This is a genomic window from Bacillus sp. GW823-FHT06B01, assembly GCF_058952315.1.
Map to the genome: position 1 here is coordinate 350,736 of NZ_JBXAHR010000004.1, position 14,372 is coordinate 365,107.

Consider the following 14,372-nt stretch of genomic DNA (forward strand, 5'->3'; position numbering starts at 1 on the left):
GAGTGAGCATAAGCAAGGATTTTATTGTCGTAAAAGGTGCTAGAGCACATAACTTAAAAAATATTGATGTAACCATTCCGAGAAATCAGCTTGTTGTTGTGACGGGATTGTCTGGTTCAGGGAAATCATCATTAGCGTTTGATACGATTTATGCAGAAGGGCAACGCAGATACGTAGAATCGTTATCTGCGTATGCGCGCCAGTTTTTAGGACAAATGGATAAACCTGACGTGGATACGATTGAAGGTTTATCTCCAGCGATTTCAATCGATCAAAAAACGACAAGTCGTAATCCACGTTCAACAGTTGGAACGGTAACGGAGATTTATGATTATTTACGTTTATTATTTGCGCGAATTGGTACGCCAATTTGTCCGAATCATGGTATTGAAATTACATCACAAACAGTAGAGCAGATGGTAGACCGTGTACTTGAATATCCTGAACGTACGAAATTACAAGTGTTAGCTCCTATCGTTTCTGGGCGTAAAGGTGCACATGTGAAAGTGCTTGAAGATATTAAGAAGCAAGGGTATGTTCGTGTACGTGTTGATGGTGAAATGTTAGATGTATCTGAAGATATTGCGCTAGATAAAAATAAGAAGCATTCCATTGAAGTTGTAATTGACCGTATTGTTGTAAAAGAAGGGATTGCAAGCCGTCTTGCGGATTCTCTTGAAAGTGCATTAAAGCTTGGCGGGGGCCGAGTGTTAATTGATGTAATGGGAGAAGAGGAACTTCTATTTAGTGAACATCATGCTTGTCCGCATTGTGGTTTTTCAATCGGAGAATTAGAGCCGCGCATGTTCTCATTCAATAGTCCATTCGGGGCATGTCCTTCTTGTGATGGACTTGGTTCAAAGTTAGAGGTAGATTTAGAACTTGTCATTCCGAATTGGGATTTATCATTAAATGAACATGCGATTGCGCCTTGGGAGCCGACAAGCTCACAATATTACCCGCAGCTTTTACAATCTGTATGTAATCATTACGGTGTTGATATGGATATACCTGTGAAAGATATACCGAAAGATTTATTTGATAAAGTGTTGTACGGAAGCGGAGAAGAAAAAGTTTATTTCCGCTATGTAAATGAATTTGGTCAAGTAAAGGAAAATGAGATTTTATTTGAAGGTGTTATTCCAAATATCGAACGTCGTTATCGTGAAACGAGTTCTGATTATGTTCGTGAGCAAATGGAGAAATATATGGCAGAGCAAGCTTGTCCGAAGTGTAAAGGTGGACGCTTAAAGCCAGAGAGTTTAGCTGTTTTCGTTGGTGATAAAACGATTGCTGATGTAACGAAGTATTCTGTTCAAGAAGTACAGGAATTCTTCTCGAATGTGGAGCTAACGGAGAAACAACAAAAAATTGCTCATTTAATTTTAAGAGAAATCCAGGAGCGCGTTGGATTCTTAGTGAACGTCGGTTTAGATTATTTAACGTTAAGTCGTGCCGCAGGAACTTTATCAGGTGGTGAGGCGCAGCGTATTCGTTTAGCGACACAAATCGGTTCTCGTCTTACTGGCGTACTTTACATTCTTGATGAGCCTTCAATCGGCTTGCATCAGCGCGATAACGATCGTCTTATTCGTACGTTGCAAGAGATGCGTGATTTAGGGAATACGTTAATTGTCGTTGAACATGATGAAGATACGATGATGGCTGCTGATTATTTACTTGATATCGGACCTGGTGCAGGTATTCACGGTGGTCAAGTTGTATCAGCGGGTACGCCAGCTGAAGTGATGCAAGATGAGAATTCGCTAACAGGGAAGTATTTAAGCGGTAAAGAGTTTATTCCAGTTCCACTTGAAAGACGTAAAGGTGACGGACGTAAAGTGGAAATTGTCGGTGCAAAAGAGAATAACTTAAAGAATGCAAAGATGTCATTCCCGCTTGGTACGTTTGTAGCGATAACTGGTGTATCTGGTTCCGGTAAAAGTACGATGATTAATGAAGTACTATATAAATCATTAGCGCAAAAGTTATATAAAGCGAAAGCGAAGCCAGGTACGCATAAAGAAATTAAAGGTCTTGAGCATTTAGATAAAGTAATCGATATTGATCAATCGCCAATCGGGCGTACACCACGTTCTAATCCAGCGACGTATACAGGTGTATTCGATGATATTCGTGATGTGTTTGCACAAACGAATGAAGCGAAAGTGCGTGGATATCAAAAAGGACGTTTCAGCTTTAATGTAAAAGGTGGACGTTGTGAAGCGTGCCGTGGTGATGGAATTATTAAAATCGAAATGCACTTCTTACCAGACGTATACGTTCCGTGTGAAGTTTGTCATGGTAAACGTTATAACCGCGAAACGTTAGAAGTGAAGTATAAAGATAAGAACATTTCTGAAGTGTTAGGGATGACAATTGAAGATGGAGTAGAGTTCTTCGCTAATATCCCAAAAATTAAGCGTAAACTTCAAACGCTTGTAGATGTAGGTCTTGGTTATATGAAATTAGGACAGCCAGCTACGACGTTATCTGGTGGTGAAGCGCAGCGCGTGAAGCTAGCTTCTGAATTACACCGTCGTTCTACTGGGCGTACGTTATATATTTTAGATGAGCCAACGACTGGTTTGCATGCACATGATATCGCGCGTCTTCTAGAAGTGCTGCAACGCCTTGTTGAAAGTGGCGAGACAGTTCTTGTTATTGAACATAATTTAGATGTAATTAAAACAGCTGATTATATCGTTGACCTTGGACCAGAGGGCGGAGATAAAGGTGGGCAAATCGTTGCTTCCGGAACGCCAGAGCAAGTAGTAAAAGAAGAACGCTCGTATACAGGTAAGTATTTAAAAGAGATTTTAAATCGCGATAAAGCAAGAATGAAAGAGAAAATAAAAGAAGTAGAGCTATCACAATAAGGGTATTACTAAAAAACCGAGTGGAAATGACACTCGGTTTTTCGTTCATAGGGGGAGAAAATGGAGTTTACAGATGTTTTAAGAAAGAAAAATATGAAGGTAAGAGAGTTTCAAAATTGGGGTGTATATTTTCGCAAGCGCTGGGAGGATCATTTTGCAAACCATGTAAGTGATGAGGAAAAGGAAGACATCTTTCTGTATGGAGATAAGTATGCATGTGGGTATCTTTGGCACATATTTAGTTATGAGAAAAAGAAGTGTTTAGAGGGTGAAGAAGCGGAGAACACGTTTCATAATGTAGTGAAAAGGGATTGCTATATATTCTATCAAAATTGTGATGATGTACTGCTAATAAAAGATACGAGGTTGTTACATATGGAGGATATATTGTGTGAGCGGAACGATATGTATAAAGGCGATATCTATATTGTAGATAAAGAGTTCACTTGGACTTTTGTAAAAACTCATGAACATAGATGGTGTGGTCCCTATTTCACAAAGAAATGTTAGTAGGTATACAAGCATGAAGAGTAGAATAAGTTGATATAAGTGTTTGCATGATACTTGCGTTTCTTATCTATTAGCGTATGATGAAATATATATGTTTAAAAGGATGTGTAACGAAATGAGATGGATTGTATCACTTCTTGTAAATAGCGTTGTGTTAATCGCTGTATCGGGACTTTTAAAAGGGATTGCGCCAGACGCGTTTTACGTAGCAAATATACAAACTGCAATTATTGCGAGTATTATCTTGGCTGTTTTAAATGTGTTCGTAAAACCGTTTTTAATTTTAATTACGCTACCGATTACTCTTGTAACTTTCGGATTCTTCTTAATTGTTATTAATGCGATTACGTTAAAAATAGCAGATTCATTATTAGGAGATGCGTTTAATATATCAGGGTTTGGCGTAGCAATCGTTGCGGCAATTTGTATTTCAATTTTTAATATGATTATTGAAAAGGCAATTGTGGAACCTTTATATGAAAAAAAGAGAAAATGACAAAAAGAAAAACATTTCATGATGTATATGAAATGTTTTTTTCTATTTATTAGAAACCGTATTTCTTGTTTCCAGAAAAAAATGGTACAATATCCGGTAGAATGGAATTTTACATCAAATGAGACTGAACCCGCAGCGGAGTGGAGGTTTATACATATGCCGAAAGTAAGGACAAAAGATTTAATTGAACAATTTCAATTGGAGTTAATAAGTGGTGAAGAAGGAATTCATCGTCCGATTGATACAAGTGATTTATCACGACCTGGAATTGAAATGGCAGGATTTTTCACATATTATCCAGCTGATCGTGTGCAGCTTCTTGGAAAGACGGAGCTTACGTTCTTTGACACGTTAACGTCAGAGCAAAAACAAGAGAGAATGAAAGCGCTTTGTACTGAGGAGACGCCATGTATTATTATAACTCGTAATCAAGATGTACCAGATGAGTTACTGCATGCATCGCGTGAATCAGGCATGCCTTTATTACGTTCTGCTCAAACGACAACAAGATTATCAAGTCGTTTAACAAATTATTTAGAAGGTAAGTTAGCACCAACAACAGCTGTACATGGTGTGTTAGTAGATATTTACGGTGTTGGTGTTTTAATTACAGGTCAAAGTGGTGTCGGTAAAAGTGAGACAGCTCTTGAGCTTGTAAAACGTGGTCACCGTCTTGTTGCGGATGATAGTGTAGAAATTCGCCAAGAAGATGAAGACACATTAGTAGGAAGCTCACCAGATTTAATTGAGCATTTATTAGAAATTCGTGGTCTAGGTATCATTAACGTTATGACGTTATTCGGTGCAGGGGCAGTGCGAAATTATAAGCGTATTACACTTGTTATTAATCTTGAAATTTGGGATCAAAAGAAAAATTACGATCGCTTAGGTCTTGATGAAGAGAAGATGAAGATTATTGATACAGAGCTTACGAAGATTACACTTCCAGTTCGTCCTGGTCGAAACTTGGCTGTTATTATTGAAGTAGCAGCGATGAACTTCCGTTTAAAACGTATGGGAGTCAATGCAGCACAACAGTTCTCTGAACGATTAATGAGTGCGATTGAGTTAGGAAATCAGGAGTAAACTTTGGAGAGGGAGGTCATACATATGCTGTTAGGTTCTGTACCACAGCTTGACCGTGTAGCGATCCAACTTGGGCCGTTTCCTGTATATTGGTACGGGATTATTATCGGTACAGGCGTGCTATTAGGTCTTTGGCTAGCAACTCGCGAGGGAGAAAGACTAGGTATTCCAAAAGATACATTTGTTGACCTTGTATTAATTGCAGTACCGATCGCTATTCTATTTGCGAGAATGTACTATGTTATTTTTGAATGGGAATATTACGCGCAAAACCCGAGTCAAATTATTAATATTCGTCAAGGTGGCTTGGCGATTCATGGTGGTTTAATCGGGGCTGTTATTACAGGGATTCTTTTTGCGAAACGACGCGGGGTTTCATTCTGGAAGTTGGCTGATATTGCTGCGCCAAGTATTTTACTAGGACAAGCAATTGGTCGATGGGGAAACTTTATGAACCAAGAGGCGCATGGTGATGAAGTAACGAGACAGTTTTTAGAAGGACTTCATTTACCGGATTTCATTATTAATCAAATGTATATTGAGGGTGTGTACTATCACCCAACGTTTTTATATGAGTCATTATGGAATTTTGCAGGTGTCATTTTATTACTTGCATTACGAAAAGTGAATTTACGACGCGGGGAATTATTCTTCACATATTTAATTTGGTATTCAATAGGGCGCTTCTTCGTAGAAGGCTTACGTACAGATAGTTTAATGTTAGGACCACTTCGTATCGCACAAGTAATGTCAATTGGACTTGTTGTTATTTCTATTATTTTCATTATCGTGAGACGAAAAATGGGGCAAGCTGATAAAAGATATTCGGAAAATTAGAGAAAAGTAGCATCTTATTATAAGATGCTGCTTCTTTCATATTCAGGAAAGAGAAGGGACTAAGGCAATGAGAATAAATACAGTGTTATTTGATTTAGATGGAACTTTAATTAATACAAACGAACTTATTATTTCTTCTTTTTTACATACGTTACATACATATTATCCAAGTCAATATAAGCGTGAAGATGTATTGTCATTTATTGGCCCTTCTTTACATGATACTTTCAGCAAGATTGATGAAAACAAGGTTGAAGAGATGATTACATGTTATCGTCAATTTAACCATGATCATCACGATGAATTAGTGGAAGAATATGAAACTGTATATGAAACAGTTCAAGAGTTGAAGAAGCAAGGCTATAAAGTTGGTATTGTTACAACGAAAGCGAGACAAACAGTTGAGATGGGATTAAAGTTGTCAAAGCTTGATGAATTTTTTGATGTGGTCGTGACAATTGATGATGTGGAGCATGTGAAACCACATCCAGAACCACTTCAAAAAGCGCTTGAGTTATTAGATGCGAAACCGGAAGAAGCATTGATGGTTGGGGATAATCACCATGATATTGTTGGTGGACAAAATGCGGGCACGAAAACAGCTGCTGTCTCATGGACGTTGAAAGGTAGAGCGTATTTAGAGGCTTACAAGCCGGACTTTATGTTAGATAAAATGAGTGATTTGCTACCGATTTTGTCTGATATGAACCGTTCATAAAGGTCCAAGTAAGTTAGTAGGGGTCTGTTTCCCTACTAACTTACAGTTTCACTTTTTAGTAGAGGAGCGAGTTAAGTGCGACGGACAACGCGCTATCCTGTTTCGGGAGAAAATTCATTATGGAATGTGTATAAAACAGTTTCTTTTTGGAAGGTAATGAAAAACTTTATTATTATCCAAATTGCGCGTTATACACCATTTTTATCCGTCAAGAATTGGTTGTACCGTACATTTTTACGGATGAAAGTCGGAAAGAAAACATCAATTGCGCTTATGGTAGTGCCGGATATTATGTTCCCAGAAAAGATAACTGTGGGAGAGAATTCAATTATTGGCTATAATACAACGCTTTTAGCACATGAATATTTAATTCGCGAATATCGACTTGGAGAGATCGTCATAGGAAATGAAGTGATGATTGGAGCAAATACGACTATATTACCAGGTGTGAAAATTGGAGATGGCGCGATTGTTTCAGCTGGCACACTTGTTCATAGAGATGTCCCAAGTGGTGCTTTCGTGGGTGGAAATCCAATGCGTGTTATTTATACGAAAGAAGAAATGGATGCTAGAGAAGGTTGATGCTAAAAATGTAACATTTCTCTTCTTTTTTAATGAATAAAAAGGAAATAATTGAGTATAATATACTGTTTTGTTTTTTACGGAATCGTTTATACTTATAGATAGAAGAATGTGTGAACGAAGAAAACAAAAAACTGGAGGATATATGGGGAAAAATCAAGGAATATATAAGGAGAACGGACAAGTTATCTCTTTTAATCAATTATCGGACTTCTTTTATAAAAAAGGGATGAGGGCTTACAAAGGACAGAAATTGCAAGATGCAATTAAATATTTTCGAAGAGCGGCACAAAGTGAGAAGGAGCCGTTTATTTTATGCCAATTAGCAACAGTATTATCTGAGGCTGGTGAATATCAAGAGTCGAATCAAATCTTCTTTAAGCTTGTTAGATCTAATCCAGAACTTGAACAATGCTATTATTTTATTGCAAATAATTATGCATATATGGGGCTATTTCAGCAGGCGAAAAAGTATGCGGATCGCTATTTAGAAGTTGCAGAAGAGAAGGAATTTGTAGAAGATACATTAGAATTACTTGAAATTATGGAAGAAGAAGCGATGGGTGAGGAAGAGATTGAGGATGAGGACGATCTAATTGTTATGCAAGAAGAAGCGAATCGTTATATTCGTAACGGACAATTGGAAGAAGCAATTGCTACATTGGAAATTGTTACAAAAGATTATCCGGAATTTTGGTCGGGTCATAATAATTTAGCTATTGCACATTTTCAATCTGGTAATGTAGATAAAGCTCTGAAGTTAACGGAAATGATTTTAGAGAAAAATCCTGGTAATATACATGCGCTTTGTAATACGCTTATTTTCCTATATTCAATTGGAGAGCATAAACAAGTAGAAGCGTTAGCGGAGCAGTTAGTTTCAGTATATCCGATTTCGTTCGAGCATCGTTTGAAACTTGGAACGACACTTGCAACAATTGGTCATTTTGAGCCTGCATATAAATGGTTCAAAGTATTAAAGCGTCAAGGATATGAGGGAGACGTTAGTTTTTATTATTGGTTTGCATATTCTGCTTATATGGTGAAAGATCAGCAAGTAGCTGAAAAAATGTGGCAGCATGTTGTAGAATTGCACCCTGATAAAAAGGGAAAAGAACCGTGGAATGCGCTGAATTTAGCAGATGAAGGACAAAACGTATTATTTGAAGAATTACGAAAATCATTTCAACAAAGTGCGACGCTAGAGGAACAAATGCTAGCTTTATATTTAATGAATGAATTATCAACGCCAGAGAAGGTGGGATTCTTCTTTGATGTAACGCAGGCGAAGAACGGTGTTCCAATCGTATCGCAACTTGCAAAGTATTTCTTTTTACTTAATAGCCATAAGAGCATTCCAGCTGATTTACAGCAATTTGAACAGTGCGCGCAAATTGCGGATGCTTTATATAATTATACGAAAAAAGATGATGAATTAATCGAAGAGTGTTTACAATTTTGGTTTTGTACGTTCATACGTTTATATACATCTGGGGCAGTTTTTACAAATGTATACGGCTGGTCAGCTGCTGTTGAATATATTGTACGCAGCGAACAAGGAAATAAGATGACACAGTCGGAGCTTGGGGATGTATATAATGTATCTGTAGCGACTGTTCGAAAGTATGTGCAGGCTGTTAAACGTACGCACACATAGGGTAAGCAAATCATTGGGAAAAAAATGATGCTAACAGTATAATGAGGGTAACTTAATTGTGTAGGAATGAATAGGAGTGAATAGTGTGTCAGAAGAAAAAATTTATGATGTCATTATTATTGGTGCAGGACCAGCTGGTATGACAGCTGCAGTATATACATCTCGTGCGAATTTAAGCACATTAATGCTTGAGCGTGGTATCCCAGGTGGCCAAATGGCAAACACAGAGGATGTAGAGAACTACCCAGGTTATGAGTCTATTTTAGGACCAGACTTATCAAATAAAATGTTCGAGCATGCGAAGAAATTTGGTGCTGAATATGCATACGGTGATGTGAAAGCAGTCATCGATGGTAAAGAATACAAAACAATTATTGCTGGTAAAAAAGAATATAAAGCACGTGCAATTATCGTTGCAAGCGGTGCAGAATATAAAAAAATTGGTGTGCCAGGCGAAACAGAACTTGGCGGCCGTGGTGTATCATATTGTGCAGTATGTGATGGGGCTTTCTTTAAAGGAAAAGAACTTGTAGTTATTGGTGGTGGAGATTCTGCTGTTGAAGAGGGTGTATTCTTAACACGCTTCGCATCAAAGGTAACAATCGTTCACCGTCGTGACACTCTTCGTGCACAGAAAATTTTACAAGATCGTGCTTTCCAAAACGAGAAAGTTGATTTCATTTGGAATCACACTATAAAAGAAATTAACGATGCAAATGGTAAAGTGGGAAGCGTAACACTTGTAGACGTAAACAGTGGAGAAGAGAAAGAAGTCAAAACTGATGGCGTGTTCATATACATCGGTATGTTACCACTATCAAAACCATTTGTTGAACTAGGTATTACAAATGAAAATGGTTACCTTGAAACAAATGAGCGTATGGAAACGAAAGTTCCTGGTATTTTCGCAGCTGGAGATGTTCGTGAAAAAATGCTACGTCAAATTGTAACTGCAACAGGTGATGGTAGTATCGCAGCACAAAGTGCACAACATTACGTAGAAGAATTATTAGAAGAACTAAAAACAGTATCAGAAAAATAAGGGATAATATGCCTTTTGAGAAGAAAGCTACCGATAGGAGCTTTCTTTTTTTATGAAAATGTCAAAGTTTTGTCAAAAAATATTGGGATTATAAGCTTTCTTATTGATATACTGGACTTTACGGAAAAATCACTATAAGAAATGAGGAATTTATTCAGTATGGAATGGCGTAATATATATCGTGGGTTTTGTATGGGCGTTAGTGATTTAATTCCTGGTGTGAGCGGCGGTACAATCGCTGTTGTGTTAGGGATTTATGAACAATTGCTTGCGGCAATTAGTGGATTCTTTAGTCGTGAATGGAAAAAACATTTAGGGTTTTTAATTCCCCTTGCAGCTGGTGTGGCAGCAGCGTTTTTAACGCTAAGTCACGTTATTAAATATTTACTTGCAAATCATTATGAACCGACTCAATTTTTCTTCCTCGGTTTAATTATTAGTATATTACCGATGTTAATGAGAGAAGCTGATGCAAAGTCGTCGTTTAAAGGTAAGCACATTGTTTTATTAATAGTTGCAGCAATTCTTGTTGCGATCACAGCTTTCTTTAAACCAGATAAGGCAGCAGATCCAATTACGACGTTAACAATTTTAAATGCAATTGGCTTATTTTTCGCGGGCTGGATGGCTAGTATGGCTATGTTGCTTCCTGGAATTAGCGGATCATTTATTTTATTAATTATTGGTGTGTATCCGACAGCAATTAATGCTTTAACTACACTGAACTTACCTTTAATCGTAGTTATCGGTGCTGGTGTTATGGCGGGGTTTGTTGTAAGTAGTAAAGGAATTAGTTTCTTGTTAGATCGTTATAAAAGTATGACATTTGCGGCAATTATTGGACTTGTTATCGGCTCGATTGTAATTGTGTTCCCTGGTATTCCAACTGGAGGATTTTCAATTATAAGTTCAATTATTACCTTTATTTTAGGATTTGCGATTGTTACTTATTTCGGTAAGAAATAAGTACTTTAATCCCCTTGGCGATAAAAATCGTTAAGGGGATTTTTCATGCTATTCATTGAAAGTCTAAGCATTTACATTGCTTGTTCTAGAAAGCTTTTTTAAAATTGTTGAGTGGCATGTGCTTAGCGAAAGAGGACTGGCTCCTTCGTTGTAGCAAACTGTTTTTGATAGTATAATGAAATGAGTATGCAGTGAGAAATTTACTGCAAGTAGCTGAGGTGAAGAAACATGCAAAGAGTGACAAACTGTGTGTTAATTAGAGATAATGAAGTACTCTTACTCCAAAAACCTCGCCGAAATTGGTGGGTTGCACCAGGCGGGAAAATGGAGCGTGGTGAGACAGTAAGAGATTCCGTTGTTCGCGAGTATCGTGAAGAAACAGGTATTTATTTAAAGAACCCAGCGTTAAAAGGGGTCTTCACCTTTGTCATCCAAGAAGGTGATAAAGTTGTTTCTGAATGGATGATGTTCTCCTTTTTAGCGACAGATTTTGCAGGAGAAAACAAACTAGAGAGCGAAGAAGGCATCATTGGTTGGCATACATTTGACAAAATTGATGATTTAGCAATGGCACCAGGAGATTATCACATTATTGATTATTTAATTAAAGGAAATGGCATAATCTACGGTACATTTGTATATACCCCAGATTTTGAGTTGCTTTCATATCGATTAGATCCGAGTTAAACCGTCAAGGAGAGGATACGATGACAGAGAATAATGATATAAAAATGGTAATTATTACAGGAATGTCTGGAGCTGGAAAGACAGTAGCTTTACAAAGTTTTGAAGATTTAGGATATTTCTGTGTAGATAATTTACCACCGATGTTATTGCCGAAGTTTATTGAACTTATGGCGGATTCAAAAGGGAAAATGAATAAAGTGGCACTTGGCGTTGATTTACGTGGCCGAGAGTTTTTCGAACATTTATGGGGAGCACTTGATGATTTATCAGAACGTACATGGATTATTCCTCATATTTTATTCTTAGATGCGAAAGATGGCACGCTTGTAACTCGTTATAAAGAAACGAGACGTTCGCATCCACTTGCACCAACTGGTTTACCGTTAAAGGGAATTGAGATGGAGCGTGGCTTATTAACTGATATGAAGGCACGAGCGAATATTGTGCTGGATACATCGGATTTAAAACCGAAAGAATTACGTGAAAAAATTGTTCACCTGTTTTCAACTGAAACTGAGCAAGCATTTCGTGTAAATGTTATGTCGTTTGGATTTAAGTACGGTATTCCAATTGATGCAGATTTAGTATTTGATGTTCGTTTTTTACCAAATCCATATTACATTCCACATATGAAGCCATTAACAGGACTAGATGAAGAAGTTTCATCGTATGTGCTGAAATTTAATGAGACACATAAGTTTTTAGAAAAATTGACGGATCTTATTACTTTCATGCTGCCTCATTATAAAAGAGAAGGCAAGAGTCAACTTGTAATTGCGATTGGATGTACAGGTGGACAGCATCGTTCTGTTACGCTTACAGAATACCTTGGGAAACATTTGAAACCAGAGTATAGCGTTCATGTATCTCATCGTGATGTGGAGAAGAGAAAGGGCCATTAAGGGATGAAAAAAGAGAGAAAACCTAAAATTGTTATCATGGGAGGCGGTACTGGACTCTCTGTTTTATTAAGAGGATTAAAACAATATCCAGTTGATATTACAGCAGTTGTTACAATCGCTGATGATGGTGGCAGTTCAGGTAGATTACGTGATGAGCTCGAAATTCCACCCCCAGGTGACATTCGTAACGTACTTGTTGCATTATCAGATGTAGAGCCGCTGGTGGAAGCTTTATTTCAGCATCGTTTCACAACGGGAGACGGGCTGAAAGGTCATGCGTTAGGAAATTTATTATTAGCGGGTATGACCTCGATTACAGGAGACTTCTTCCATGCGATTACGGAAACGAGTAAAGTGTTAAATGTCAGAGGACGTGTGTTACCTGCAGCGAACCAAAGTGCGGTACTTCATGCGGAACTAGAAGATGGAGAAATTGTAACAGGTGAATCAAAGATTCCTTATTCTGGGAAGAAGATTAACCGCGTCTTTTTAACTCCAGAAGATGTAGAGCCTTTACATGAAACGTTGGCTGAGATTAAACGAGCTGATTTACTTGTTTTTGGTCCAGGAAGTTTGTATACGAGTATATTACCGAATTTAGTTGTTAACAAAATCGGGGACGCTGTTCTTGCTGCAAAAGCGAAGAAGGTATATGTCTGTAATGTTATGACGCAAGCTGGTGAAACGATGGGATATACTGCGTTTGACCATGTGCAGGCGTTACATGATCATTTAGGTAAACCATTTATCGATACTGCAATTGTAAATAACCGTGATATTCCTTGTGAATTACGTCAGTTGTATGAGGAAGAAATGTCGGCACCAGTTGTAGTAGATGAAGAGCGTTTTACAGAGAGCAATATTGATGTCATTCAAGATCAATTAGCGAAGTATGATGATCGTGTTGTAAGGCACGATACATTAAAACTAGCTTCTATTTTATATTCACTGTTGTAGATGTGCGTTGCCTCTTTTGAGGTAACGCTCATCATTTCATATAGGACAAGATTTTTGTTCCAAAGTAATCGTATAAGGAGGTGTTGACTGTGTCATTTGCATCAGAAACAAAGAAAGAGCTAACGAATCTTGAGGTGAAGGAATGCTGTGAGAAAGCAGAATTATCAGCGTTACTTCGAATGAACGGATCGCTTTCTTTTTCAAACCGTCGTCTATCTATCGATATTCAAACGGAGAATGCGGCAATTGCAAGAAGGATTTATACGCTTTTGAAAAAAGGATATGACGTGACGGTAGAATTACTTGTTCGTAAAAAAATGCGATTGAAGAAAAATAATGTATATATTGTGCGGCTTGTTGAGAAGTCTCGCGAAATATTAGCTGATCTTCATATTGTTCGAGACGACTTTTCGTTAATTCGAAATATATCCCAGGAATTAATCGAGAAGAAATGTTGTAAACGATCGTATTTACGAGGTGCATTTTTAGCAGGTGGTTCAGTAAATAACCCAGAAACATCATCTTATCATTTAGAGGTCTTTTCGTTATATAAGGAACATAATGATGCTATATGTGAATTGATGAACGGATTTGATTTAAATAGTAAGACGTTGGAAAGAAGAAAAGGGTACATTACGTATTTGAAAGAAGCAGAAAAGATTACGGAGTTTTTAAATATTATAGGCGCTCATAATGCACTTTTAAGATTTGAAGACATTCGAATCGTTCGCGATATGCGTAATTCAGTAAATCGTTTAGTGAACTGCGAAACAGCCAATTTAAATAAAACAATTGGTGCAGCGCTAAGGCAGATTGAAAATATCCGTTATATTGATGAGACAGTTGGTCTTGATATATTACCAGATAAACTGCGAGAAATTGCACAATTACGAAGAGATTATCAAGATGTAACATTGAAAGAGTTAGGCGAGATGGTATCCGGGGGGAAAATTAGTAAATCGGGTATTAATCATCGTTTGCGTAAAATCGATGAGATTGCAGAGAAATTACGCGCGGGGGAAGCTGTAGCAAAAAAATAAGAGGTTAAAGGGG

General features: G+C 37.6%; 14 protein-coding genes. All 14 read left to right on the forward strand.

All coding sequences use genetic code 11. The annotated features are described in order from the left end of the window. Window positions 1-8: 8 nt before the first annotated feature. Window positions 9-2,879, forward strand: a complete 2,871-nt coding sequence (gene uvrA / locus AC1Q8N_RS20250) for an excinuclease ABC subunit UvrA (RefSeq protein ID WP_141497529.1) — start codon at window positions 9-11, stop codon at window positions 2,877-2,879. A 60-nt stretch (window positions 2,880-2,939) separates the two neighbouring features. Further along, window positions 2,940-3,389 (forward strand): DUF4275 family protein, encoded by a 450-nt coding sequence (locus tag AC1Q8N_RS20255; protein ID WP_098078571.1) that lies wholly within the window; start codon window positions 2,940-2,942, stop codon window positions 3,387-3,389. Between the two features lie 115 nt (window positions 3,390-3,504). Then, window positions 3,505-3,885: a phage holin family protein gene (locus tag AC1Q8N_RS20260; RefSeq protein ID WP_001267307.1), complete on the forward strand. Its 381-nt coding sequence runs from the start codon at window positions 3,505-3,507 to the stop codon at window positions 3,883-3,885. 156 nt (window positions 3,886-4,041) lie between these two features. Continuing rightward, entirely contained in the window at window positions 4,042-4,971 is a 930-nt protein-coding gene (hprK, locus tag AC1Q8N_RS20265; RefSeq protein WP_001127245.1) for an HPr(Ser) kinase/phosphatase, read from the forward strand. A 24-nt stretch (window positions 4,972-4,995) separates the two neighbouring features. After that, on the forward strand, window positions 4,996-5,808 hold the full coding sequence (lgt, locus tag AC1Q8N_RS20270; protein ID WP_000924234.1) for a prolipoprotein diacylglyceryl transferase: 813 nt from the start codon (window positions 4,996-4,998) through the stop codon (window positions 5,806-5,808). A 67-nt stretch (window positions 5,809-5,875) separates the two neighbouring features. Further along, on the forward strand, window positions 5,876-6,526 hold the full coding sequence (gene ppaX, locus AC1Q8N_RS20275; protein WP_048542493.1) for a pyrophosphatase PpaX: 651 nt from the start codon (window positions 5,876-5,878) through the stop codon (window positions 6,524-6,526). Window positions 6,527-6,601: 75 nt separating this feature from the next. Then, window positions 6,602-7,108 (forward strand): acyltransferase, encoded by a 507-nt coding sequence (locus tag AC1Q8N_RS20280; protein WP_048542491.1) that lies wholly within the window; start codon window positions 6,602-6,604, stop codon window positions 7,106-7,108. Between the two features lie 145 nt (window positions 7,109-7,253). Continuing rightward, window positions 7,254-8,765 (forward strand): tetratricopeptide repeat protein, encoded by a 1,512-nt coding sequence (locus AC1Q8N_RS20285; RefSeq protein WP_048542490.1) that lies wholly within the window; start codon window positions 7,254-7,256, stop codon window positions 8,763-8,765. Between the two features lie 85 nt (window positions 8,766-8,850). Further along, window positions 8,851-9,807: a thioredoxin-disulfide reductase gene (gene trxB, locus AC1Q8N_RS20290; protein WP_001288065.1), complete on the forward strand. Its 957-nt coding sequence runs from the start codon at window positions 8,851-8,853 to the stop codon at window positions 9,805-9,807. 159 nt (window positions 9,808-9,966) lie between these two features. Continuing rightward, a complete protein-coding gene (locus tag AC1Q8N_RS20295; RefSeq protein ID WP_000455195.1) occupies window positions 9,967-10,773 on the forward strand; it encodes a DUF368 domain-containing protein in 807 nt (268 codons plus the stop codon). 228 nt (window positions 10,774-11,001) lie between these two features. Continuing rightward, entirely contained in the window at window positions 11,002-11,460 is a 459-nt protein-coding gene (locus tag AC1Q8N_RS20300) for an NUDIX hydrolase (protein ID WP_001190080.1), read from the forward strand. Between the two features lie 20 nt (window positions 11,461-11,480). Then, the gene (gene rapZ, locus AC1Q8N_RS20305; protein ID WP_000138461.1) at window positions 11,481-12,362 is read left to right on the forward strand and encodes an RNase adapter RapZ; all 882 of its coding nucleotides are present in this window, start codon (window positions 11,481-11,483) and stop codon (window positions 12,360-12,362) included. Window positions 12,363-12,365: 3 nt separating this feature from the next. Then, window positions 12,366-13,319: a gluconeogenesis factor YvcK family protein gene (locus tag AC1Q8N_RS20310; protein WP_000712182.1), complete on the forward strand. Its 954-nt coding sequence runs from the start codon at window positions 12,366-12,368 to the stop codon at window positions 13,317-13,319. A gap of 89 nt (window positions 13,320-13,408) precedes the next feature. Further along, entirely contained in the window at window positions 13,409-14,359 is a 951-nt protein-coding gene (gene whiA / locus AC1Q8N_RS20315) for a DNA-binding protein WhiA (RefSeq protein WP_000006569.1), read from the forward strand. Window positions 14,360-14,372: the final 13 nt, after the last annotated feature.

Coding starts and splice junctions, on each gene's coding strand:
- AC1Q8N_RS20255 (WP_098078571.1), top strand. CDS start 2,940: ATGGAGTTTACAGATGTTTTAAGAAAGAAAAATATGAAGGTAAGAGAG.
- AC1Q8N_RS20260 (WP_001267307.1), top strand. CDS start 3,505: ATGAGATGGATTGTATCACTTCTTGTAAATAGCGTTGTGTTAATCGCT.
- hprK (WP_001127245.1), top strand. CDS start 4,042: ATGCCGAAAGTAAGGACAAAAGATTTAATTGAACAATTTCAATTGGAG.
- lgt (WP_000924234.1), top strand. CDS start 4,996: ATGCTGTTAGGTTCTGTACCACAGCTTGACCGTGTAGCGATCCAACTT.
- ppaX (WP_048542493.1), top strand. CDS start 5,876: ATGAGAATAAATACAGTGTTATTTGATTTAGATGGAACTTTAATTAAT.
- AC1Q8N_RS20285 (WP_048542490.1), top strand. CDS start 7,254: ATGGGGAAAAATCAAGGAATATATAAGGAGAACGGACAAGTTATCTCT.
- AC1Q8N_RS20295 (WP_000455195.1), top strand. CDS start 9,967: ATGGAATGGCGTAATATATATCGTGGGTTTTGTATGGGCGTTAGTGAT.
- AC1Q8N_RS20300 (WP_001190080.1), top strand. CDS start 11,002: ATGCAAAGAGTGACAAACTGTGTGTTAATTAGAGATAATGAAGTACTC.
- rapZ (WP_000138461.1), top strand. CDS start 11,481: ATGACAGAGAATAATGATATAAAAATGGTAATTATTACAGGAATGTCT.
- AC1Q8N_RS20310 (WP_000712182.1), top strand. CDS start 12,366: ATGAAAAAAGAGAGAAAACCTAAAATTGTTATCATGGGAGGCGGTACT.